General features: G+C 42.9%; 24 protein-coding genes, 1 tRNA gene and 1 pseudogene. 12 read left to right on the top strand and 14 right to left on the bottom strand.

Annotation, left to right across the window (positions count from 1 at the left end; genetic code table 11):
• The first annotated feature begins 295 nt into the window (after nucleotides 1-295).
• From F6K49_RS24595 to F6K49_RS24605, 3 genes are all read left to right on the top strand, one after another.
• Nucleotides 296-496 carry a hypothetical protein gene (locus F6K49_RS24595; RefSeq protein WP_293100872.1) on the top strand — a complete coding sequence of 67 codons (201 nt, stop codon included), beginning with the start codon at nucleotides 296-298 and terminating at the stop codon, nucleotides 494-496.
• A gap of 987 nt (nucleotides 497-1483) precedes the next feature.
• A complete protein-coding gene (locus tag F6K49_RS24600) occupies nucleotides 1484-1879 on the top strand; it encodes a hypothetical protein (protein WP_293030577.1) in 396 nt (131 codons plus the stop codon).
• Between the two features lie 275 nt (nucleotides 1880-2154).
• On the top strand, nucleotides 2155-3894 hold the full coding sequence (locus tag F6K49_RS24605; RefSeq protein ID WP_293100875.1) for a DUF3685 domain-containing protein: 1740 nt from the start codon (nucleotides 2155-2157) through the stop codon (nucleotides 3892-3894).
• Nucleotides 3895-4330: 436 nt separating this feature from the next.
• Here the strand turns inward: F6K49_RS24605 and F6K49_RS24610 are convergent, their stop codons facing one another.
• The 3 genes from F6K49_RS24610 to F6K49_RS24620 all read right to left on the bottom strand — a co-directional run bounded on the left by F6K49_RS24610 (nucleotide 4331) and on the right by F6K49_RS24620 (nucleotide 6562).
• Nucleotides 4331-5221 carry a hypothetical protein gene (locus tag F6K49_RS24610; protein WP_293100878.1) on the bottom strand — a complete coding sequence of 297 codons (891 nt, stop codon included), beginning with the start codon at nucleotides 5219-5221 and terminating at the stop codon, nucleotides 4331-4333.
• Nucleotides 5221-5823 (bottom strand): hypothetical protein, encoded by a 603-nt coding sequence (locus F6K49_RS24615; protein ID WP_293100881.1) that lies wholly within the window; start codon nucleotides 5821-5823, stop codon nucleotides 5221-5223. The genes F6K49_RS24610 and F6K49_RS24615 overlap by 1 nt, the downstream gene beginning before the upstream one ends.
• A gap of 502 nt (nucleotides 5824-6325) precedes the next feature.
• On the bottom strand, nucleotides 6326-6562 hold the full coding sequence (locus F6K49_RS24620; RefSeq protein ID WP_366514222.1) for a hypothetical protein: 237 nt from the start codon (nucleotides 6560-6562) through the stop codon (nucleotides 6326-6328).
• A gap of 402 nt (nucleotides 6563-6964) precedes the next feature.
• Between F6K49_RS24620 and F6K49_RS24625 the strand changes: the two are divergent.
• Nucleotides 6965-7300: pseudogene (locus tag F6K49_RS24625) on the top strand (CHAT domain-containing protein); the annotation flags it as partial.
• A 268-nt stretch (nucleotides 7301-7568) separates the two neighbouring features.
• Here the strand turns inward: F6K49_RS24625 and F6K49_RS24630 are convergent.
• A complete protein-coding gene (locus tag F6K49_RS24630) occupies nucleotides 7569-8168 on the bottom strand; it encodes a hypothetical protein (RefSeq protein WP_293019922.1) in 600 nt (199 codons plus the stop codon).
• Nucleotides 8169-8361: 193 nt separating this feature from the next.
• Complete coding sequence (locus F6K49_RS24635) at nucleotides 8362-8499, bottom strand: hypothetical protein (RefSeq protein ID WP_293019920.1); 138 nt, start codon at nucleotides 8497-8499, stop codon at nucleotides 8362-8364.
• A 130-nt stretch (nucleotides 8500-8629) separates the two neighbouring features.
• On the opposite strand from F6K49_RS24635, the gene sbcC reads away from it, so the two are divergent.
• A complete protein-coding gene (gene sbcC / locus F6K49_RS24640) occupies nucleotides 8630-11650 on the top strand; it encodes an exonuclease subunit SbcC (protein WP_293100884.1) in 3021 nt (1006 codons plus the stop codon).
• 6 nt (nucleotides 11651-11656) lie between these two features.
• Here sbcC and F6K49_RS24645 read toward each other — a convergent pair whose 3' ends face one another.
• The 4 genes from F6K49_RS24645 to F6K49_RS24660 form a co-directional block, all read right to left on the bottom strand.
• Nucleotides 11657-11785 carry a hypothetical protein gene (locus F6K49_RS24645; protein WP_293100887.1) on the bottom strand — a complete coding sequence of 43 codons (129 nt, stop codon included), beginning with the start codon at nucleotides 11783-11785 and terminating at the stop codon, nucleotides 11657-11659.
• Between the two features lie 66 nt (nucleotides 11786-11851).
• Nucleotides 11852-12271 (bottom strand): DUF29 family protein, encoded by a 420-nt coding sequence (locus F6K49_RS24650; protein WP_293019914.1) that lies wholly within the window; start codon nucleotides 12269-12271, stop codon nucleotides 11852-11854.
• 632 nt (nucleotides 12272-12903) lie between these two features.
• On the bottom strand, nucleotides 12904-13590 hold the full coding sequence (locus F6K49_RS24655; RefSeq protein ID WP_293019912.1) for a carbonic anhydrase: 687 nt from the start codon (nucleotides 13588-13590) through the stop codon (nucleotides 12904-12906).
• Nucleotides 13591-14216: 626 nt separating this feature from the next.
• Nucleotides 14217-14303 (bottom strand) — tRNA-Ser (locus F6K49_RS24660).
• 84 nt (nucleotides 14304-14387) lie between these two features.
• On the opposite strand from F6K49_RS24660, the gene F6K49_RS24665 reads away from it, so the two are divergent.
• The gene (locus tag F6K49_RS24665; protein ID WP_075905329.1) at nucleotides 14388-14756 is read left to right on the top strand and encodes a 2Fe-2S iron-sulfur cluster-binding protein; all 369 of its coding nucleotides are present in this window, start codon (nucleotides 14388-14390) and stop codon (nucleotides 14754-14756) included.
• Nucleotides 14746-15312: a thermonuclease family protein gene (locus F6K49_RS24670; protein ID WP_293100890.1), complete on the top strand. Its 567-nt coding sequence runs from the start codon at nucleotides 14746-14748 to the stop codon at nucleotides 15310-15312. The genes F6K49_RS24665 and F6K49_RS24670 overlap by 11 nt, the downstream gene beginning before the upstream one ends.
• 72 nt (nucleotides 15313-15384) lie before the next feature.
• On the opposite strand, the gene F6K49_RS24675 is transcribed toward F6K49_RS24670, so the two are convergent.
• Nucleotides 15385-15693, bottom strand: coding sequence for a hypothetical protein (locus F6K49_RS24675; RefSeq protein WP_293100893.1), 309 nt, complete (start codon nucleotides 15691-15693; stop codon nucleotides 15385-15387).
• Here F6K49_RS24675 and F6K49_RS24680 point away from each other — a divergent pair.
• Together F6K49_RS24680 and F6K49_RS24685 are read left to right on the top strand one after the other, a co-directional pair.
• A complete protein-coding gene (locus tag F6K49_RS24680; RefSeq protein ID WP_293100896.1) occupies nucleotides 15632-16456 on the top strand; it encodes an inositol monophosphatase family protein in 825 nt (274 codons plus the stop codon). The genes F6K49_RS24675 and F6K49_RS24680 overlap by 62 nt on opposite strands.
• A 184-nt stretch (nucleotides 16457-16640) precedes the next feature.
• Nucleotides 16641-17036, top strand: coding sequence for a Nif11-like leader peptide family natural product precursor (locus tag F6K49_RS24685; protein ID WP_293100899.1), 396 nt, complete (start codon nucleotides 16641-16643; stop codon nucleotides 17034-17036).
• Nucleotides 17037-17239: 203 nt separating this feature from the next.
• On the opposite strand, the gene F6K49_RS24690 is transcribed toward F6K49_RS24685, so the two are convergent.
• The 4 genes from F6K49_RS24690 to F6K49_RS24705 all read right to left on the bottom strand — a co-directional run bounded on the left by F6K49_RS24690 (nucleotide 17240) and on the right by F6K49_RS24705 (nucleotide 19591).
• Nucleotides 17240-17482 carry a hypothetical protein gene (locus F6K49_RS24690; protein WP_293036485.1) on the bottom strand — a complete coding sequence of 81 codons (243 nt, stop codon included), beginning with the start codon at nucleotides 17480-17482 and terminating at the stop codon, nucleotides 17240-17242.
• A 47-nt stretch (nucleotides 17483-17529) separates the two neighbouring features.
• On the bottom strand, nucleotides 17530-17862 hold the full coding sequence (locus F6K49_RS24695; RefSeq protein WP_366514223.1) for a pentapeptide repeat-containing protein: 333 nt from the start codon (nucleotides 17860-17862) through the stop codon (nucleotides 17530-17532).
• 477 nt (nucleotides 17863-18339) lie between these two features.
• Nucleotides 18340-19227 (bottom strand): Rpn family recombination-promoting nuclease/putative transposase, encoded by an 888-nt coding sequence (locus F6K49_RS24700; RefSeq protein WP_293100902.1) that lies wholly within the window; start codon nucleotides 19225-19227, stop codon nucleotides 18340-18342.
• Nucleotides 19228-19435: 208 nt separating this feature from the next.
• Nucleotides 19436-19591 carry a hypothetical protein gene (locus F6K49_RS24705; protein ID WP_293070461.1) on the bottom strand — a complete coding sequence of 52 codons (156 nt, stop codon included), beginning with the start codon at nucleotides 19589-19591 and terminating at the stop codon, nucleotides 19436-19438.
• 262 nt (nucleotides 19592-19853) lie between these two features.
• On the opposite strand from F6K49_RS24705, the gene F6K49_RS24710 reads away from it, so the two are divergent.
• From F6K49_RS24710 to F6K49_RS24720, 3 genes are all read left to right on the top strand, one after another.
• Nucleotides 19854-20054: a hypothetical protein gene (locus F6K49_RS24710; protein WP_293100906.1), complete on the top strand. Its 201-nt coding sequence runs from the start codon at nucleotides 19854-19856 to the stop codon at nucleotides 20052-20054.
• A 114-nt stretch (nucleotides 20055-20168) separates the two neighbouring features.
• Nucleotides 20169-20897: a hypothetical protein gene (locus tag F6K49_RS24715; RefSeq protein ID WP_293100909.1), complete on the top strand. Its 729-nt coding sequence runs from the start codon at nucleotides 20169-20171 to the stop codon at nucleotides 20895-20897.
• 34 nt (nucleotides 20898-20931) lie between these two features.
• The coding region (locus F6K49_RS24720) for a tetratricopeptide repeat protein (protein ID WP_293100912.1) at nucleotides 20932-22190 on the top strand (1259 nt) is incomplete at its 3' end.

The raw sequence follows: 22190 nt of genomic DNA on the forward strand, positions 1-22190 counted from the left end.
TGGAGAGGGGGGGGGGGGGGGGGATGGGGAGATGGGGGGATGGGGAGATGGGGAGATGGGGAGATGGGGAGATGGGGAGATGGGGAAATGGGGAGATGGGGAGATGGGAGCGATTTTTATTAAGGGTAATTATCCTGACATGATATGAGGAGCGCGATCGCATATCGGTTCATGGCAAAGGCATCTAAATTCTAGAAGCCTTACTCAGCAGAAAAGATTTAAAAATTCGTAAGCATTCAGCCGTCAGCCGTCAGCCGTCAGCCGTCAGCCGTCAGCCGTCAGTGGTCAGCCGTCAGTGGTCAGCCGTCAGTGGTCATATCAAATCCGGATAATTGCCCACACTTACGATATCCAGACAACATCTTTCTCCCCCTGCTCCCCTGCACCGGAAGCTCCCCTGCTCCCCTCACCAGGAAGTATGGTTATTCAACCGGATTTGATATCAGTGGTCAGCTTATTGTATTCAAAAGCTATTCCTAAAGTAGCGTGCCCATAGCCCATAAGCTAATGGCTGATACGCGACACGCTGATACGCGACACGCTGATAGCTGAATACTTATCAAAATTCCTAAGCAAAAATACTTATTCAATGACTCTCATATCCAGTAGGCATTTCCAAATAAGATGCGAATACCACTGCATATCGGTCAAATCCAGAACCATTAGGTTTTTTTGACTTTCTCAAACTTACCTAACATTTTTGATGCAGTCGCTTTTGAAATCATAAAAATATGAGAAAATGCAAAATCACAGAGTAAATATAGCAGAAGTCAGAAGTCAGAAGTCAGAAGTCAGAAGTCAAACTCTTGCGCTTACTTAGGTTTGAGACTTTTGTCATGTCCTAATTGCCCTGGCGACTGCTATAAGTAAGTCAGTTGACATTCGAGGGCTGGAAAAAGTTTCTGGATTGGTGGTCTCTAGACAGAAGATCAACCACTGTTTCCTTATGCCTACCAAACTGACTTCTGCTGACTTCCCCCTGACCAGTCTAACACCTTGATTCAAAGGGTTTCGGTTAGGGTAAAGGGTTCGTTAAATCAGCATTTTTATAGCTGATATCTTTTCGGTGCGCTTGACCCATTAAAAATTAAATTCGCGTGATTGTCGCGCCTCCAAGGCCGCGAACAATCCCTCGCGGCCTTGGGTCGCGCCTTTCGGCAAAGCCGACGCGGGGCGCGAACGGGCGCGCACCTGTAGTTATTGTCTTAACCATATTCCTAAAACAAATCACTTTGATTACCAAAGGAGTTGCCCATGCTTGAAATAATGAGTATTCACAAAGCTGATGAAATTAGTCAAATAAAAAAACAAAAAAATGGCCTAATTTCTGGCAAAATTGAACTCACTATAAAAAATCACTAAAGTAAAAACTGTTAAAAACGGCTGGCAGGAATTTAATGTTGATTGCGATGGCACGATTTTTACGATTAAGGTCAAACCTAAAGTTTGGAAAAAAATCACGACGGCTAATGAGATGTATTCCATGTGGGTCGCTGTTATTACTGGCAAACTGGGAGCGAAAATTAACAAAGGGTTTCGGGTAGAGCAACCAGGCATTCAAGTATTTGAGAAAAAACCCAAGGCACCGAAACCAGAGAAAGCACAGCTACAAGCCCAATCACAGGAACAGCTACAACCACAAGCACAAGCCCAATCACAGGAGCAGCTACAGGAGGAGCTACAAGCTCAATCACAGGAGCTAGCCCAATCACAGGAGCAGCTAGCTCAATCACACGAACAGCTAGCCCAATCACAGGAGCAGCTAGCTCAATCACACGAACAGCTAGACCAATCACAGGAGCAGCTACAAGGTCAATCACACGAACAGCTACAGGAGCAGCTAGCCCAATCACAGGAACAGCTACAAGCACAAGCCTAAGCAAAGACCAAGAATTGGGCGTTAAACTGATTTAATCTGAACAGTTATTATCAAATTTCGTTAATCGTTAATTGAGAATTAATAATTTTAAATTAACGATTAACAATTAACAATTAACAATTAACAATTTTTCGGGATTCCTGCTCCAGCGGGTCGGTTCCTCAGCCCCCAAGCCACAAAAGGTAATGTTATGCTAGCTTCAACGGCTAATTGTTCATAGCGTTCATTGGTTTACAGGCTTTAGCCATAAGCCATTTCCTATAGGCTATCTCCAGATGAGCGATCGCATAACTCATATCCTTCTGATTGATGATGACCCAGTATTCCGATTGGGTATAAGGACTGCCTTGCAAGCCTTCGAGGATCTACTAGTTGTAGCTGAGGCTGATACTGGTACAGAAGCCCTATCAAGATTAGCGGCACTAGAGGCGACCAACTCCGTGGATTTGGCAATTTTGGAACTAGCTTTGGATCCCCCTAATTCAAGTGAAGGGATAGCCTTATCAGGATTGCCACTGTGTCAGCGATTACAGCAGGAGTACCCTAACTTGCCAATCTTACTACTGACCAGGGAATCTCAACCCACTGTACTAGCAGCAGCTCAAGCATTGGGTGTAAATGGGTACTGCCCCAAAGGAGTAGCGATCTCTACCATTGTTGAAGCCATTGGTCAAATTATTGAGGGTCAATCCTATTGGCAGACACTGTCTAACTTACCTACTGTATCTTATAAAGCTGCAGGTTTTGCTCCCTGGTATCAACAGTGGCGTAAATCAGGATTCCAACAATTTGAAGCGGCTTTAGCCCAGGTCAATAGTCAGCTGCAAAATCCTCGTCTTTCCAATTGGGATTGGCTGTTTTGGACTGGACGCCGTCGAGAACTGTTGGTAGCCCGTTGGCTGGCGGATCAGCTATTACCTGCTAGCATCATTCTGGTGGAACCGTCACGGGACAATTCCTTAGTCCCAATGCCTAAACCGGAAAGGTCACTGACTGTTGCGCCAATGGCTCAATCCCAGCTTAGCCCTAAGCCACCACTAGTTGAGCAGATATTTGACCGGACAATGAACCGGACAATGGTAAAACTTCAATCTGGTTTATCCAACCTCTCTGGTGTTCCTCTAGAACTTGACATTCTCCAAGTAGAGAAAAGAGCAGAGTTACTTGGTTTAGTCTTCCAAACCTTTGAAGAGCTGGTTGAAGATTTGCGCTTGTCTCAAGTAACACTGGAACAGTTACCTCAGAAGCAACAGCTGATTCTGAAAGATCTGTGGGAAGCATCAGTTACAGATTTCTTCGGAAAGTATTATACCTTGTACACGGACAATACTCAACTAGAAGTTGTCACTATTTTGCTGGGTAACTATCCCATTGTAAAAAAGGCAATTCTTGATAAAATTCCTCTAGTTATTGACTTATTATCTCATCGACTATTTGACAGCTCATTAACAATTGATAATGTCTCCTATCCAGCCCACACCCCTGAAGCAATTCAACGGTCAGAATTTATCCTGGACAATTTAATTATCCAAATTGCTAATGGGGTGATTCAACCGTTATTAAATCAATTGGCTGATGTAGAAATTATTAAGGTAAATTTTTATCATAAAAATCTAATGTCATCTCGGGAAATTGCTCGATTTCGCAATAATCTCTCCTGGCGATATCGCCAAGATAAACTATTTGGTGAGCCACAAGCAATTTTCGAGAGTCGATATGATTTATTTATCCTAACTGACACTGGCATTAAACAAACCAGTATCTATGCTCCCCGGCGTCGAGAATTAGAACAGCTGGGAGGTTTTCAGCTAGCTGTGACGTTAGCCTATGAGCTACGGGATGCTCTTTCTCCCCGTGTGCAAGCGGCTGTTACTTGGATTGGTAATGGTGTGGTGTATCTGTTGACCCAAGTCTTTGGTAGAAGTATTGGTCTAGTGGTTCGTGGTGTAATTCAGGGCATTGGTAGTAGCGTCCAAGAGGCCAGGTTTGGGAAAAATTCTGGACGTGGGAAGTAGGGGAGTGTGGTAAGTTGCGTAGTGGACTGACACAGCTAAAATAGGGCAATAGAAAAATAATATGATGCTTTCTATTCAATGCTTTCAGCCATAATTTATTGCACCCAATTAGCTGTGTCAGTCCACTACAGAACTTTACTCTCGTTATCTGTCGTTTATTGCTATTGACAGCTTATCTTCACGAGAGTTTTTTCTTTTAGTGATCTGCTTTAAAAGCCGCTTTGCGGTCTGGCTTAGCCAGCACTTCGTGGTCTGGCTAAAAGCCAGCGCTTTGCGATTGCTAGCGAACATTTCTGACTTTTAAGACATCCTCTGAGTCTACTTGAGAATGACCTTTTGAGACACTTAAAGGAACACACATTTCGGGAAGTTCCAAAAACTATACTTGGTGAGTCATTTATTAAACAACTATTTGCTAGCAGATCTAATCAATCACTCATATGTCGTTATCCTGATCTGCTTTGTAAAGTACTTCGAGCGGACCTCTATCTCTAATATCTAGAAACCTATCAATTAAAGCTTGAGATGATTCAGTCGGGTTGAGAAGATGGTTCATATGCAAAATTCGCAAGACAATATTTTGATGAGAGTTGCTATTATCCCAGAAAACATTCTTGCTTCCAACAGCGGAAGCGCCAAAGTTATTTATAGTTTGATCTATAGTTTGATTCCAAGAAATCTTTGATAATTCCGTCCATAATGAACTTGCGACGAAAAACCCTTCATTCCCTGGGGTAAAAGCTTTTTTAATTTCCATAGAAGCAAATCTATCAGCTCTAGCTTCAATGCTCTTTTCTATTGTGTCGTTTAGGTTGTATTCATTACTCTTTTCTTTGGTATCATTTGAACTGTACTCATTACTTTTTTTATAATCTTCGTAATATACGTGTCCTACTTCATGTAAAAGTAAAATCGCCCAAATATTGCTGATGTCTAATTCTATTCCTATATTTTCAGGTGATTGTTCATAAAAAATATTAGAAATACTTTTTATCTGTCCATTATTTATGAAAATACATTTATTATTTTTAGGAACAAATATTACTTTACCTGGTATCGAATCTTGATCGATAACATATACGGGTATGTCTTGAGTAGATAGCTCTCTATCTTTCCAACCAGGAATAAGTTTGAGTTTTATTTCATCATCTAACACCTGATTTGCTATCTTGATTGATTCTTCAATGAAGCTACGATGTAGTGCAGATTCTTGATAATCAAAAATCTGTGGATAGTTAATTGATTTAACCGAGTAATGCTTATCGCATCTATATAATGATGATAATACCGCACAAAAAAGCGATTGGAGAACAAATCTTCTTTTCATTAGTTGTCTAGTTGAGTATTCAAATCGATAATTATTAACTGTTTATCATCTATTTGTTCAGCTCTAGTATAGTCTTTGAGATTCTGATTTATCTTCTTCTGAAGTTCATTTGCTGAAAGTAAAAGTTGACTACCTTGCGACTCGCTTTGTTGACTAAACAATCCAGAAACAACAACTAATGCTAATAATACTCCAACTATTCTGATATTTTTTTTAGAACTCTTCTCTCTGCCTAAAACATCTTCTATAGTTAGCAGTTCAATATTTTCCTGTTTAATGTCACGACCGTGATAGCCAGCTAATATTAAGTTTATTGAGCTGATAAATAGTGATATCCACTCCAGAAGCATAGCAGCTTTTTTGAAGCGCCTACCGTGGATGAATTGCTTTTTCATTTTTGATTCTGCCGATCTAAAGACTTGATCTGCCTGCTGATCGAGATCGTCACTACTAGTAGATATGAAGTCAGAAGAATCTATACTTATTTGAGGTATAGGAGGATCTTGAAAAATTGCATTTCTTTCTAAAGCTGCGATAGCTAGTAATATTAATAATGAAGAAATACCCCCTAAAATAAGAATCCGGGATAAGGTTATTTTCATATAATAAAGTTTAATGATTTGTTACGTAAGCCAAGGTATAGAAGATAGATATATGAACATATTATATCCTCTTATGTTCTCAAAGTTTTACTAAGTTTATTTCTATCATACCAGTAAAAATAGATAAACAGGTTATAAGGGTAAAGCGGGACTTTATAGTCAGTTACCAGTTGCGTTCAGATACGCTGATCCTTGGTGGACTGTTTCTGCAATTGGATTATCTCCATGATCAATTTCCCAGAAGTCCATGTAGAGTCATTATTCAAGCAATCGCCAGACTCTGAAGTATTTTTTTATACATATGTTGGCAAACTATCATACTTTGAAAAGTATCAAGCGCTAGTGTAACAATTGGTAACATAATAAGAAAAATATAGTTCGCAAACATGTTTATGGGCTAGGGTGTAACAATTAGTAACATACGCAAGTTCTATTGTATAGAACCCCTGAAGGGGTGACATGAGCCCTAAAAGCTTACTATATAGAACCCATTTTATATCTTTTAGGAGGAGGCAGCAAGCCTCTTGAGCATGAGCCTGACAAAACAGAGATTAAGCTTGGTCACTGCATTAGAGAGAGTTCTCTCAAAGTTCTTGACCAGAATTTTACATCTTTCCATCCAAGCATTGGATCGTTCGATTACCCACCGGGCAACAGCCGGAACAAACCCTGATTTCCCTTGAGCTGCCTTCTGTTGTTTTGAGGGTAATGTCGAGAGTTCAAACTTAATTTTTGTCATGATCTGGGGATAAACCTTCTTGAGCTCCTCCGAGCTATGATCCGGATGATAACCATGGTCTAACAGGATAGTGATCTGGCGGAATATTGACGGGCTGAGCCTTGAAATAGTCGTGAGTTGTAGGTCAACATTTCCATCAATCCTGTGTCATCTGAAACATTGGCTGCAGTGCCTGGGGGGGGGTGACATGGAAGCTTAAATCCTTACTGGGTAATAATTTCAGCCCATCAGTTACAAAAAAATACATCCTGTTTTGGGTCTAGAGGGGCGCTTGTCGCCCCTCTAGGCGTTTAAGTCGTCATAAGCTCGATCATTATTTACGAGGTATGAGAGCTATGAAGCTTATACAGTCTACTTTTTAGCTCTCATGTCGCTCCTCCAGCCGCATATGAAGGCACCCTCTTAAATCTGGTCGGGACTCAATTAGTGGTATTATCCGCTTGCGATACTGGAATTGGTGATATTAGCGCGGGGGAAGGTATTTATGGGTTGCGTCGTGCTTTTGTAATTGCTGGCAGTGAAAGTCAACTGATTAGTCTGTGGAAAGTAGAGGACACTGCCACAAAAGATTTGATGGTAGCTTATTATCAGGGGCTAAAAGCAGGAAAAGGACGCAGGGAAGCCTTATCTCAAATTCAGCGAGACTGGCTTGAAGGAAAGAACGGGAAAAAATATCAACATCCTTACTATTGGGCAAGTTTTATTTTTTCTGGGGATTCGACACCGATGGAGTTTTAAAGGTAAGCATTCAGCGGTCAGCGGTCAGCCGTCAGCGGTCAGCGGTCAGCCGTCAGCCGTCAGCTATCAGGTTTCAGCCTTCAGCTTTGTGGTACAGGCTTCTAGTTTGTGGCACAGGCTTCTAGCCTGTGAGGTAACTCAGATTAAACCAATGCTTACCTCTTTTATTCAAAAGCTGATAGCTGAATACTGAAAGCTGAAAGCTGATAGCTGACGGCTGATAGCTTAAAACTAATTGCTAATAGCTGATACCTGATAGCTTACATTGTCATGACTCATTCACAGTCACACCCTTTTTGCCATTACTCTCAGTATGCTCTACTACTTCCGAGCCTAGAGGATTAGCTTGATGCTGAGATGGTGGCAAAGCGGGAGCTAATATTTCCCAAGCTTCTTTGGCAATGGGCAAATACTGATCGTGAGCGGCTTTAGCTTCAGCAAATTTTGTTAAGGTTTTGGCAAAATTTCTATCCGTTGCCAGTTTCATATGTTCCGGTGTCAGGGGGTCTGGGGAAAATAAGGCTTCGATCACTGGCCGTAATTCCACCGCTTGTTGGTAAGCTTGTTCCAAATTCACCCTTAAACTTGCTAAAGATGCGATCGCTTTTACTGACTGAATAATCTCTGCTTCCTCACCATCTTTACTATCGGTAGCTAGTGGCTCAACTAAAATCAAATCCTCAGCACTCAAGCCATCGGCAAAGCTATCCTCATTGACCGTAGTGTCTTCTGAGTCTTCCATCCGCCGTTGAATCTCTTCGAGGGCTTTAGCTCTGTTTTTGGCATTGTCGGTTCTGCCGGGGACTTCAACGAAAAAGCCGAGTTCCTTTAAATCCTTGGTTGTATATTGCACCGTAGCTTTTGACATAATGTTTACCCCAGTTTCGATGTCCGATTAGATTCATCCTACTTAAATTAATAGTACGCCTGATCGAGTTCACTATGGAACATGGTTCCAAAACCGAAATGGCGTAAGCATATGCGCTACCTCACAGGCTAGAAGCCTGTGCCACGCACGCTACTTGAGGTGCTATCAGCTCTCAGCTATCAGCTCTCAGCTATCAGCTCTCAGCCATTGGCCAACGGCTGACGGCTAACCACTGACCACTGACCACTGACCACTGACCGCTGACCACTGACCGCTGACCGCTGACCGCTGACCGCTGACCACTGACCACTGACCGCTGACCGCTGACCACTGATGGTCTAGCTAAGACTTTTTGCTTACTGAGGAATTATTAATTTTTGTAAAAATGAGTGTTCAAGACCTAGAAAACTGATATATACGTCGCTACACTAATCAAAGTGTGTAAGGCTTGTGGAACCTAGATGATTCCTATCCAACTAACTCTAAAAAACTTCCTCAGCTACCGCGACGCAACTCTAGACTTTCGCGGTCTTCACACTGCCTGTATTTGTGGTCAGAATGGAGCCGGGAAATCGTCCCTGCTAGAAGCCATTACCTGGGCGATTTGGGGACAAAGCCGTGTTGCCTCAGAAAACGATGTCATCCATACTGGGGCGAAGGAAGTCCGAGTAGACTTTATTTTTCAAAATAATCAACAAACCCATCGAATTATTCGGACTCGCCATCGGAAACAGGGGAGTTCCCTAGACTTTCAAGTGGAAACACCAAATGGTTTTAAGTGTTTAAGCCAGAAAGGAGTACGAGCAACTCAATTATTAATAATAGCGAATCTCAAGCTAGATTACGATACCTTTATCAACTCCTCTTACCTGCGTCAAGGTCGAGCCGATGAGTTTATGGTCAGGCGTCCCAGTGAACGGAAACAAATTCTGGCAGATTTGCTCAAACTAGACCAGTACGAAAAATTGGCAGACCAGGCAAAGGATTTGTCAAAGCAGTTGAAAGGTCAAGTAGAACAGCTAGAACAAAGTTTGCAGGGTATTAAGGAACAACTGGGAGAACGGGATGCGATCGCAAAAGAAACAGCTACCCTGGAAACTGCCTTACACCAGCTGCAACAAGACCAAGACCAAGACGCGCAACAACTCAAACAACTACAAGCTGTTGGACATCAGCGGAATAGCTGGGAACAACAGCTAAACTTTGTGAGGACACAATATCGTAATCTTACTCAAGATTGCGATCGCATACAACAAGACATTGCTACTGCTGTTGCTCAACAACAACAACTTTCTGAACTACTCTCTAAAGACCAACAAATTACTGCTGGTTATGCCGAATACCTCCAGCTACAAGAACTTGAAGAAAGTCTTGCCGCAAAATTACAGACTTATCAGAAAGCGCAACAGCAACGACAACAACTCCAACAGCAGCTCAATCAAGAAATTAATCAACTTAATCTGCAAATTCGTGATATCCAAGCTCAACTCGAAGCCTTGGGTACTCAAGAGCAAGATATTAAAGATACTCTCTCCCGTTCAGGGCAAGTGGCTACAGCCCTGGCACAACTTAACCAAGCTCGTGAACGCCTAAAGCAGCTAGATAATCTGCAACTAGAAGTCTCTCCCTTGTTGCAACGCCGTGGGTCTATCCAAAGCGAACTTGACCGGGTTCAAGCCAGACTCAGTGCCAAATTAGAAGAACTAGTCTCTTCTGAAAAACAGTTATCCCAGCAAGTAGCAACAACACCTCAGCTGAGACAGGCCGCACTTCAGTTAGAGGCTGAACTTGGGGAATTAGAGAAAAAGCGGGTCTACCTGTCTCGGTTACAGGACAAAGGACTAGAACGTCGAGGCTTTCGAGAACGCCTCCACGAAAACCAACGTCGCTATGAAAAATTACTGGGGGAACTGACCCAAAAAATCGAATTGCTGCAAGTTCAGAACGCAGTTTGTCCCTTATGCGAGCAGCCTCTAGATGCAGCCCATTCTGACCGGGTGATTCAGAAAACTACTGCTGAGCACAAGGATGTTCAAGATCAATTCTGGGTAGTACGAGAGCAGCTAACAGTTTGTGAACGAGAACTTCAGGTGTTGCGCCATGAATACTCCCAAATTTCCAAACAACTCTCTCCTTATGAAGAGTTGCTAGAACAACGGGGACAACTAGCAGCACAACTAGAAGCCACTGACGAAGTTTACGACCGACTCTATGAAGTATCAGAGGAAAAGAAAGAACTGCAACAATCCCTTAGTATTCCTGGTTATGGGGTAGAATTACACGAAGAACTCAGGCAACTCGACCTCCGAGTCCAACAGCTCAACTACGATGAACAAACCCATGCTCTAGCACGGGGGGAAGTTGACCGCTGGCGCTGGGCTGAAATCCACTCGGCTAAGCTAGAAGAAGCACGGCGGCGTCAGGGAAAAATTGATGCCCAGAAACCACAGCTGCAAGAGAAGCTGGATACTCTTCAAGCCTCGGTGGATCAGTTACAAACGAATTCCCCGTTGAAGCAGCAATTGGATCAGCTAGATCGATACATAGCTGAGATTGGCTATAACTTGGATGCTCATAATCAGGTTAGAGCCTCGTTGCGTCAAGCCCAATCTTGGCAACTGCCTTATCAGGAATTACAAACTGCCCAAGAGCAACAGCCCCAAGTCGGTCAACGCTTGGCAAACCTAAATCAAACCCTCCAGAGCAGACGCTCTAATCTCAAGGAGGTTAATACACAAATTGAGGACATTGTCAAGCAAATGGAACAAAGTCCTGATGTTACTAGGGACATCCAAGCCTTAGAACAGGGCATGAAGCAGCGCCGACAGCAAATGGATAAACAACTATCCCAGCAGGGGCGTCTCCAACAACGGTTGCAGCAACTGGAATCCCTACAAACTCAGTATCAACAGCAACTCGAAAAGCTGCAACAACTCCAGCGGCAATATCGGGTGCATCAGGAATTAGCGATCGCATTTGGCAAAAATGGCATCCAGGCACTCATGATAGAGAATATTTTGCCTCAACTAGAAGCCCAAAGCAATCAAATTTTGGCTAGACTAACTGGGAATCAGTTACACATCCAAATTGTTACCCAAAAGGCCGGGAGTCGGTCTTCTAAGAAAAAAACCAAACTGATTGATACCTTAGATATTTTAATTGCTGATGCCACTGGTACTAGACCTTATGAAACCTATTCCGGTGGTGAAGCATTCCGGATTAATTTTGCCATTCGTCTGGCATTAGCACAACTGTTGGCTCAACGCTCAGGCACATCCTTACAAATGTTGATTGTGGATGAGGGGTTTGGCACCCAAGATGCCGAGGGGTGTGAGCGATTGATTGCAGCAATTAATGCGATCGCATCCGATTTTGCTTGTATTTTAACCGTGACTCATATGCCTCAGTTTAAAGAAGCCTTTCAGACCAGGATTGAAGTATCTAAGACATCCCTTGGCTCTCAGTTAAGTTTATCGATGTAATCAATGCTAATATTTGTAGCAAAGGGAGTCGGGAGTCGGGAGTCGGGAGTCGGGAGTCGGGAGTCGGGAGTCGGGAGTCGGGAGTCGGGAATAGGGAATAGGGAATAGGGAATAGGGCGTCAAGAATGATAACAATTACTTAAATGATAGCTGATTGCTGATAGCTGATTGCTGATAGCTGATAACGGATTGCTGATAGCCCTATAAAATCAAATCCATTGCTGTTTTTATGATTTCCTCCCGCTCCACCATTTTAGCAATTTCTTCAGCTTCATAACTTCCTTCAAATGCTTCTAATGAAGCGCGGTCTAGTGCGGATTGATAGGCATCTTCTAAAGTTTCTAATAATTCCTCTTCGGTTAAATAAGTTCCTTTAGCCTTGTGGCGCTTATTAGTACGTTGAATTTGTTTAACAGAATTACGGATTGATACTTCCCAAGATTTAGTCGTCCGTTTTTCAGCAGCTTTTTTAATTAGATGTAACAGCAGAATAATTCCATAGCTAAATAGTTTATTCAGTTTATCCGATTTGCTCATCTCCTCCAATTCTTCAATCAGTTCCAGGGCTTCAGGGATTTTGCCTTCGTAGAGCAATTCCTTGAGAGTCATTAATTCTTCCATTCGCTATTATTCCTCCGCTTTTCAATTTCCCCGTCGCGACTAATACCGAACCAAAGATATAGCAGTCGAAGTAAAGCTTAAGACATATTTCTACTCCCGACTCCCGACTCCCGACTCCCGATTCCCGACTCCCGACTCCCTACTCCCGACTCCCGATTCCCTACTCCCTACTCCCTACTCCCTACTCCCCTTAACCCATTACCCATGACCAAAAGAACCGTAAAATTGCTCAATGTCTCCAATTAGGCTATTCAAATAATTCCGCAATTGTACGGTTATCTTAATCTTGAAATAGCTTCTACTATAGTAATATCCAAACCGAAATCTCGGCAGTATAGAGGCTGTAATAAACGAGCTAGTTTCGGTTTTTTTGTGGACTAACGATAAAAAGACGGTAGGACGATCACTAGTCCAACGGGAATAAACTATCAGGGCATCTACACATAGGGTTGCAAATAGGTTGTTGTAAACTAAGAAGCTGATTTAACTGTTGGCTGTAAACTGTTGACGACTTACTGACAACAGTTTACCAGAGGCTAAGAGTACAAATGACGCTAATTGGAATATAGCACCTCTAAGCAGGGTTGCATCTACTTTTTTTTCTCGTTTATTATTATCACTGAGTTTAGAGTTTATTCGGGAGAACCTTTATAAATTCTTGCTTGCTGCTGAGGTGTTATCCATGCTCCTCTTGAAAACTGGGTTTGAGGTGGTACAAATTGCTTTTGCAGTGGACTATATTCCAGAACCTCTCCCGTTTCTATCTTATAGACCCAGCCATGAAGCCGAATTTCCTCACTTCTGAGTCGAGATTGAATAACTGGGTAAGTACGTAAATTTTGTAGCTGGTTAAGGACGTTTTCCTCCACCGCCCCATTCAGGAGTTCATCACCTTCATAGTCTTGATAGTGTTCTTTGATAATCCGGCGAGTAGCTTCGGCATGCTTGAGCCATTGGTAAACGGCTGGCATGTCCTCTTCTAGCTTGTCGATTTTCAGTAAACCTTTCATCGCTCCACAGCGATAGTGACCGCATACGACAATTTCATTAATGCCTAAGGCATAAATAGCATACTCTACTGCTGCTGGTTCACCGCCATTACTTGCTCCATAAGGCGGTATGATATTCCCGGCATTGCGGATGATGAACATTTCACCAGGCTCAGTTTGAGTAATCAGACTCGGGTCAATTCGAGAATCTGAACAGGTGATGAATAGTATCCTGGGATGCTGCCCGTGAGACAGTAACTCAAATAGGTCTCGGTGGGTCTGGAAGTAATTGGTCTGGAATTGATGCAGACCTTGAATCAACTGCTTCATTTAAGGCTTACAGCTAGATGTTCTATAATTGGGATCTTCAATAATTTTATAGGCAATAGCCGTCTTAATTGACTTTCAGGTTTGTATTTCGGTCAGCTATCAGTTATCAGCTATCAGCTATCAGCTATAGCAGAAGTCAGAAGTCAGAAGTCAGAAGTCAGAAGTCAGAAGTCAGAAGTCAGAAGTCAGAAGTCAGAAGTCAGAAGTCAAACTCTTGCGCTTACTTAGGTTTGAGACTTTTGTCATGTCCGCGCCTGCCCTGGCGACTGCTATATCAGCTATCAGCTATAGCGCTACGCTTAGCGTCAGAAGTTAGAAGTCAGAAGTCAAAAGTCAGCTATGAGTAAGTTTCGGAGTTTAGGAATGTCCTAACAGTAGCGCGTAGTGCTATATCAGCTAATAGCTGATAGCTTACCAGGTAAGTATTGGTTTAATCTCTGTTACGTCTGCTGACGGCACCTCAAGTAGCGTGAGCTTTTAGCTGACGGCTGACGGCTGACGGCACCTCAAGTAGCGTGGCCAAAGGCCAAGGCTGACGGCTGACGGCTAACGGCTGACGGCTGACGGCTGACTGCTGACCGCTGACTGCTGACCGCTGAATGCTGATATTATTGATTGAATTGGAACGGAGAGGGAGGGATTCGAACCCTCGTTAAAGTTGCCCCTAAACAGCATTTCCAGTGCTGCGCCTTCAACCACTCGGCCACCTCTCCAGGTAAAGTATTCAGTTGGAGCTTTGAATCTTTTTCAATTCATCGCCCGATTTCTTATTATACAGAAAATTATATACGAAGTCAATGACTCAATCGTACACCATTCAGATTCATAATCGCCAAACTGGTGCTAAGCACAAGGTAAACGTGCCAACTGACCGCTATATCTTGCATTCCGCAGAAAAGCAGGGTGTAGAGCTACCCTTTGCCTGCCGCAATGGAGCTTGTACCACTTGCGCAGTGCGAGTATTGGCAGGAAAAGTCTACCAACCGGAAGCCATGGGACTATCTCCACAATTGCGGGACCAAGGCTATGCTCTATTATGTGTGAGTTATCCCCGGTCAGACCTAGAGGTAGAGACTCAGGATGAAGATGAAGTCTATGAACTTCAGTTTGGTCGATATTTTGCTAAAGGGAAGGTTCGGTTTGGGCTGCCACTGGATGAGGATTAGGACAATAGCCGAGCAGAGGTGCAGTAGAGCGGGGAGCCTGCTTAGTTGCTTTCTGCTCTTGCTTGGGGGATGCCAATTAACAAATGTCCCCAACCAGATTGAAGCTCAAGTGCAACGGGTGATCAGTGGACACACGGTGGATGTGTTGATATCCAATCAAGATCCACCATTAATGGCACGAATCCGGATGATTGGTATAGAGGCACCAAGCTGGAAACAAAAGCCTTGGGGAGATCAGGCGAAAACCTGTTTACAGAAGATCCTCAGTGAAATTAGTGAAACTGGTGATCAAAAATCGGTTATGTTAGAGCTTGATGTCGAGGAAAAAGACCGCTATAGCCGCTGGTTAGCCTATGTATGGCTAGATGGTGTGTTGGTCAATGAGCAGTTGGTAGCTAAGGGCTGTGCCTTAGCTTCACCCCTAGTCCCCAATAACAAATATGATGCTAATATATCCCGTGCTCAAGAATACGCCAGAATTATGGGCTATGGGATTTGGAACCCAGATCAGCCTTTGCGCTTGACACCAGCAGAATTTCGCCGTCAAAATCCTTAGTGGTTATTAGTTATTAGTCATCAGCTATCAGTTATCAGCTTAAGCGCTACGCGCACGCTACTTGAGGTGCTATCAGCTGTGCTTATGGGTACAGTCACAGTGTCGTTCGCACAGCGTGGCCATTCGCGTAGCGTGGCCAAAGGCCAAGGCCAAAGCCTGTGCCAAGCTAGTGATCGGTACTTTTGAATAAAATAAGCTGACCGCTAACCGCTGACCGCTGACCGCTGACCGCTGACCGCTGACCGCTGACCGCTGACCGCTGACCGCTAACCGCTGACTGCTTACCGACTCAATTGATAAACTACAGGTTATCTGCTCAATGACAGAACATACCTCCGAACAACTACAAACTTTCCTTGATATTGCCGCTAAAGCTGCCACTGCTGCTGGTGATGTTTTGAAAACTTACTGGGGCAATCTCAAAACTGTAGAAGAGAAAGGACGTCCTGGAGATTTAGTCACTGCAGCTGATAAAGAAGCAGAAGCAGTAGTCTTAGATATACTCAAAAACGATGTGCCAGACCATTCGATTCTGGCAGAAGAATCCGGTCAACTGGGAGACAATCAAAGTAAATACCTATGGGCGATTGACCCCCTCGATGGTACTACTAATTATGCCCATCAATACCCCATTGCTGCTACCTCTGTGGGGTTGTTGATTGACGGCAAGCCTCAGGTGGGAGCAGTATATAATCCCTTTCGGGATGAGTTATTGTGTGCAGCTGTGGGCTTAGGGGCAACCTGCAATGGTCAGCCAATCCAGGTTTCCCAAGTCTCTGACCTGAGTAAGAGCTTGTTAGTGACTGGATTTGCCTATGACCGGCGGCAGACTTCCGATAACAACTATGCCGAGTTCTGTTACCTGACTCATCTGACTCAAGGAGTTCGCCGTAGTGGTTCTGCATCCATCGATTTGTGTGATGTTGCTACTGGACGATTGGATGGCTATTGGGAACGAGGGCTTTCTCCTTGGGATGTAGCGGCTGGCATCGTTATCCTAGAAGAAGCTGGTGGTAAAGTTACCGCTTATGATCGCAGTCCTATTGATATTAATTCTGGGCGGATTCTGGCAACTAATGCCAAGATTCACGACAGTCTTAGTGCTGCCTTGTTAGAGACACCACCTTTATCTTCTTGGAAATAAAATAGTAAGCATTCAGTTATCAGTTATCAGCTATCAGCTATCAGTTTTCAGCCATTCGCGTAGCGTGGCCCAAAGGCCAAGGCCAACGGCTGACGGCTGACGGCTGACCACTGACGGCTGACGGCTGACAGCTGACTAATTATTTATAATAATAGATGTAAAGTCGATTAATTGGCGTCCCTAAGTGACGCATTTTTTATACCTAATGTCTATAATTTATACAGAAAATGTTGATCAATTTTTCCATGCTGTTTCTCAACAAGAAGATTTAAAACAGCAGCTAATAGCTACTATAAATCCAGAAGAGGTAGTTAAGGTAGCACAGGATTACGATTTTAAGTTTACCGTAGCTGACTGGCAACAGTTTATCCAGGGGCATCACTCCAGTCAGCCTACCAGTGATACTTTTAAAAATGAAATAATAGGATTAGATGTTACAGAGGAACAGTTAGATGCTTGGTGGAAATTTGCTTGGGAAACAGGAGATATCAATCTGATCGGGTGGGTTTATGATAAGAGAGATGCCATCAATTGGGTGCAATTGCTAGATGAGTTTAAAGTGATTAAAAAAGAGGATTAATTTTTAGCTATCAGCGGTCAGCGGTCAGCGGTCAGCGGTCAGCGGTCAGCCATCAGTGGTCAGCCATCAGTGGTCAGCCGTCAGCCGTCATTAATCAGTTTTCAGCTTATTTTATTCAAAAGCTGATAGCACCTCAAGTAGCGTGCGCGTAGCGCATAAACTGATAGCTGATAGCTGATAGCTGATAACTGATAGCTGATAGCTCACGATTCAATCACTCCATTAATCAGTAACGCTGCCTTAGTTTTGTCTAAAATAACTTTTTCATAGGTTTTGATTGAGTCCTTATGAATCGGTTTCGCCATGAACCGATAGTGACTAGAGGTTGTTAGTTCATCAATCTTCAGGTGAGTCGCCATCGGGTCTTCTATCTGATACTCTTTCTCGAAGTAAAGTAAGCTAATTGTGGTCAGGTGTATTCGATCAGCAATAGCAGCAGCAAGCAATCGATAAAAACGAGCTGCAAAACGGGGGTCTTGCTCTAGTTTATGGGTTAATTTAACTCGATCAATGCCAGAAGCACTTCTGTGATACTAGGTTCCCATATCCCTCCTCCCTTGATTAGGTTATCCTTGGTCTGTTCAAGCAGACCGGGATTTTTGCCAAACCGAGTTCCTGTGACTTGGGCATTACTGAGATTAGCATGGCTTAAGTTTGCTGAAATCAAGCTAGCGCCACTCAAGTCAGCCCCACTCAAGTCAGCCCCACTCAAGTCAGCCCCACTGAGTTTGGCATCCCTTAAGTCAGTATCACTTAAGTCAGCATGGCTGAGATTAAGACTACTGAGATTAACACCCCTAAGGTTGGCCTGAATCTTCGAATGAATGCGCGATCATCTGGTTTTAAGAGTAGGTGCGCGCCTCCAAGGGCGCGAGCAATCCCTCGCGCCCTTGGGTCGCACCTGTAGAATGGGCATCTTGGTGGAATGGGCATCTTGCCCGTTATCAATATCTGGTCGAGCGGGCAGGATGCCCACTCTACTGCTATTCATTAGTTGACTGACGCAACGCCAAAAGCCAAGCGAGCTAGCCACAGTTAATCCTGGTGGGCAAGGTGATTGGTCAATCCAAGCGCTCCAACCAATTTATCTCCCCTTGCCCACCCTACAAAACTGGCTAATGCTAAAAATTAATTCTTCATTCTTCATTCTAAATTCTTCATTCTTCATTCTTCATTCTAAATTCTTCATTCTAAATTCTTCATTCTAAATTCTTCATTCTTCATTCTTCATTCTAAATTCTTCATTCTTCATTCTAAATTCTTCATTCTTCATTCTTCATTAGTCTATTGCCTTTTGATTTGTTCAGCGAAGCTTCCTAATTTCCTCTACAGGTATGCCAGTAGTTTGGCTAATCGTTTCATCATCCAAAAGAGGCAGAAGTTGGCGTGCAATTGTTTGGGCTTTTTCTTTCTCCCCTTCTTCTTTACCTTGTTTCATGCCTTCTTGTATCCCTTGTTTCATTCCTTTTTCTCTCCCTTGTTTCTCAGCAAATAGAATCAGCCCTTGTTGGTCATGAATAAACATTTCTCGTTTTCCTAGTTCTTCCAACTCTTTCCTGGTTAAATTCGCCTGAGAAGCAATCCCAAATGCCTGTTGAAACTCTGGTAGTTGTGCCATTTTATCTGGGACTGTATCTAAGGAAGGGGCATTTTTTAAAAAATACATCCACAACTCATCCAATTCTTCTAACTCCTCCAACTGCTTCTCAAACTTCGGTAACTCTACAAACAATAATTGTAAGTAATTTTCTACGTAGCTGATGTTGGTACTTTTTTCTCGGAACTCAAAATGATTAATTACCTGATTATTCTCAGGAAACATAATAAAATCGGTAATGGTCAGAGCAATCACTGGTTTGAGATAACGGTAGCCTTCCCCTTTACCTAATTGTAGTGAGTAAGCTTTAGCTGCGTTATATAAAACTCGACGAGCAAAAGACTCTACCTGCAAAACCTGCATTTCAATAATCACTAGAGAACCATCCTTCAGCTTAGCTTTCACATCGAGGAAAGAGTCTTTGAGGATTGGCAGAGGAGAAGACTGATAAGGATCAATAATTTCCAAATCTTCGATGAGAGGTTGATTGTGATAGACAAGAGCATTGAGGAAGCTAATCAGAATCGGCTTACTTTCCTGGGAGGCAAAGATTTTTTTAAAGGCAAAGTCGGTTTTGGGGCTGATGAATTTCATGGCTGATATTGGCCTGAGGGTGCGTTTACTCAAAAAATTAGTAGACTACAACTATGATACAGCAATTTGCAATTGCTGTTAGGTACAAATTGCTGGATTTTAGGGAACAGGGAACAGGGAAGAGGGAAAAAAATCCTGTTGAGCTTACACTCCCCATCTCCCCACCATTCCCACACTTACTTTCTTTTTTACAACTATGATATCGACCCTACTCCTCCTCTTCTTCTTCCCTGAGCCAACGCCAAATCAACAAGCAAAGATTCAACACTATGATTAGGTTTGCATCAAGGAACAAAGCTAGTAACTCCACAACGAACTCTATTAATAGCCAACGTTTTCGGTTGCGATTAGTCTTCTTGGTCATGGCCATGATGTTTAAATTAAATGCATCTGACTTCTAGCTTATGGAGTAAAAAAATAGGTTTATAGGGCTTTGATATAAAAATTTGGAACGGTATTGAATGGAAAATAGACTTAAATAAAAATAGGCGTTTTAAGTATAAAATAATAAACTAAAATATGCTAAAATAAAAAAAAATAAAAATTTTGAATTAGCTAACACAATTCGCAATCTACATGGCATAATTTAGTTAAGCATTCAGCGGTCAGCTATCAGCTAATGCGCTATGCGCACGCTACGCGAACAGCTTATGAGAGTTAAGTTTCACAGGCTAGAAGCCTGTGCCACCCTACTCCCTACTCCCTACTCCCTACTCCCTACTCCCTACTCCCTACTCCCTACTCCCTACTCCCTACTCCCTACTCCCTTTCTTATGATAAATACCATGACCAACCAACAATCTCAACAACAACAGTTCCTGACATAAATAGCTGACCAGATTTTTTCTATATCCAAAAGCTCTGAAATCCAAAAACTATGCTTTCAACTGCGTTTTAGTCCTGAAAACTGGCAAGAAGAGAATGTGGAGATTGCTCGCAAAATGGATAAAAAACTGGGAGCGTTTAATGAACAGAGCATTAATCCTACCCTGGCCGAAGTACTGAAAAAGCTGAAAAAGCAGTTTGGGGAGGAAATGGCCAAAAATGGGATACATTGGGAGCATAAACGAGGAAGACCAGCGGATGACAAACAATCTCCTTGGCGAATTGCTTATGGCTGGTTATGGCAGCAGAAATTTCCTTACTGGCAAATGGATTGGCTTTGGCAAACCCTGATTAAAAAAGCGGCATCTCCTTCCCATTGGCTTCGTTTTACTCCAGATTCTCCTTCCAGAGGGATGGTTGTACCCCCAGGCAAGAAAAACGACCCACCTGTAATTGGTTTAGGCATCCCCTACTATATACATGTCGAGCTAGATTGTGACCAACAGCATCTGTTGTTATTAAATCGCGGTTTAGATACCAACTATGTAGTTTGTCCTTCCCAAGCTTTTGCTCCAGTTAATCGACTCAAAGACAAGAAAATACTTATGCCTCAGTCAGAGGCAATGTGTGAAGAGATAACATTTGATACGGTAGGGCAAGAGGAGTTTCTGGCTATTGTCTTAGACGATTCCTTAGATTTATCTTGGTTAACTCCTAATGAAGAAGAACCAGCTCCCATTTGGAATCCCGAACGGCTTAAGGAATTATGGACAAGGTTGGGAGAAGATAGCAATAATTGGCAAGCATTTTATCGGTCTTTCGAGGTAGTAGAAGCATCTGCTTAGAATTAGGTAACAAGAAACAGAATAGGAAAATACTATGGATGAACAACGATTTCAAGAGTATTGCAACTTCTTAATGTCCATCTTGCAGGCAGTTGCAACTGACGATAGTCCTCAATCAGTTTACCCCCTACTGGAAGAGAACCTCGACAAGCTAGATGAAAACTTAGGGCAGATATTGCAATTTTGGGCAAGGGAAACCCTCCCTCAACTTCAGCCAAAAGAAGCTGAATATGTTGCTAAAGTTATTGGCAAATTCGGCAATTTAATTCAACAATTAACTCTAGGTAACATAGCTAATCACCTAGAAATTGCCATTGTTAGTTATCAAGTCGTTGCCACAGTTTTTACCAAGTCAGCATTTCCCCAACATTGGGCAACCACTCAAATCAATCTGGGCAATGCCTACTTGGATAGAATAAAAGGAGATAGAGCCGAGAATATCCAAGAAGCCATCACTGCTTATCAACATGCCCTAGAAATCCTTACCAAGTCAGCATTTCCCCAAGATTGGGCAACCACTCAAATCAATCTGGGTATTGCCTACAAGAATAGAATAAAAGGAGATAGAGCCGAGAATATCGAAGAAGCCATCACTGCTTATCAACATGCCCTAGAAATCCGTACCAAGTCAGCATTTCCCCAAGATTGGGCAATTACTCAAACCAATCTGGGCAATGCCTACTTGGATAGAATAAAAGGAGATAGAGCCGAGAATATCGAAGAAGCCATCACTGCTTATCAACATGCCCTAGAAATCCGTACCAAGTCAGCATTTCCCCAAGATTGGGTAATTACTCAAACCAATCTGGGCAATGCCTACTTGGATAGAATAAAAGGAGATAGAGCCGAGAATATCGAAGAAGCCATCACTGCTTATCAACATGCCCTAGAAATCCGTAAAAAGTCAGCATTTCATCAATATTGGGCAATGACTCAAAACAATCTCGGTGCTGCCTACAATAAGAGAATAAAAGGAGATAGAGCCGAGAATATCGAACAAGCCATCGCTTATTATCAACATGCCCTAGAAATCCGTAAAAAGTCAGCATTTCCCCAAGAGTGGGCAAGGACTCAAAACAATCTCGGTATTGCCTACAAGAATAGAATAAAAGGAGATATAGCCGAGAATATCGAACAAGCTATCACTGCTTATAAAAATGCCCTACAAATCCATACTCCAGACAACTTACCTCTCGACTGTCTGAAAACAGCTCGCAATTTAGGTAATTTTGCTCTGGAAAATAACAATTGGCAACTAGCTATCGAAGGCTACGCCCTAGCTATCCAAGCGGA

It is taken from the genome of Moorena sp. SIO3I6, from assembly GCF_010672095.1.

Bases quoted from the DNA above. Each gene is read 5' to 3' on its own strand.
- F6K49_RS24600 (WP_293030577.1), top strand. From the start codon at position 1,484: ATGTGGGTCGCTGTTATTACTGGCAAACTGGGAGCGAAAATTAACAAA.
- F6K49_RS24605 (WP_293100875.1), top strand. From the start codon at position 2,155: ATGAGCGATCGCATAACTCATATCCTTCTGATTGATGATGACCCAGTA.
- F6K49_RS24610 (WP_293100878.1), bottom strand. From the start codon at position 5,221: ATGAAAAGAAGATTTGTTCTCCAATCGCTTTTTTGTGCGGTATTATCA.
- F6K49_RS24615 (WP_293100881.1), bottom strand. From the start codon at position 5,823: ATGAAAATAACCTTATCCCGGATTCTTATTTTAGGGGGTATTTCTTCA.
- F6K49_RS24620 (WP_366514222.1), bottom strand. From the start codon at position 6,562: ATGACAAAAATTAAGTTTGAACTCTCGACATTACCCTCAAAACAACAG.
- F6K49_RS24630 (WP_293019922.1), bottom strand. From the start codon at position 8,168: ATGTCAAAAGCTACGGTGCAATATACAACCAAGGATTTAAAGGAACTC.
- sbcC (WP_293100884.1), top strand. From the start codon at position 8,630: ATGATTCCTATCCAACTAACTCTAAAAAACTTCCTCAGCTACCGCGAC.
- F6K49_RS24650 (WP_293019914.1), bottom strand. From the start codon at position 12,271: ATGGAAGAATTAATGACTCTCAAGGAATTGCTCTACGAAGGCAAAATC.
- F6K49_RS24655 (WP_293019912.1), bottom strand. From the start codon at position 13,590: ATGAAGCAGTTGATTCAAGGTCTGCATCAATTCCAGACCAATTACTTC.
- F6K49_RS24665 (WP_075905329.1), top strand. From the start codon at position 14,388: ATGACTCAATCGTACACCATTCAGATTCATAATCGCCAAACTGGTGCT.
- F6K49_RS24670 (WP_293100890.1), top strand. From the start codon at position 14,746: ATGAGGATTAGGACAATAGCCGAGCAGAGGTGCAGTAGAGCGGGGAGC.
- F6K49_RS24680 (WP_293100896.1), top strand. From the start codon at position 15,632: ATGACAGAACATACCTCCGAACAACTACAAACTTTCCTTGATATTGCC.
- F6K49_RS24700 (WP_293100902.1), bottom strand. From the start codon at position 19,227: ATGAAATTCATCAGCCCCAAAACCGACTTTGCCTTTAAAAAAATCTTT.
- F6K49_RS24705 (WP_293070461.1), bottom strand. From the start codon at position 19,591: ATGACCAAGAAGACTAATCGCAACCGAAAACGTTGGCTATTAATAGAG.
- F6K49_RS24710 (WP_293100906.1), top strand. From the start codon at position 19,854: ATGCGCACGCTACGCGAACAGCTTATGAGAGTTAAGTTTCACAGGCTA.
- F6K49_RS24715 (WP_293100909.1), top strand. From the start codon at position 20,169: ATGGATAAAAAACTGGGAGCGTTTAATGAACAGAGCATTAATCCTACC.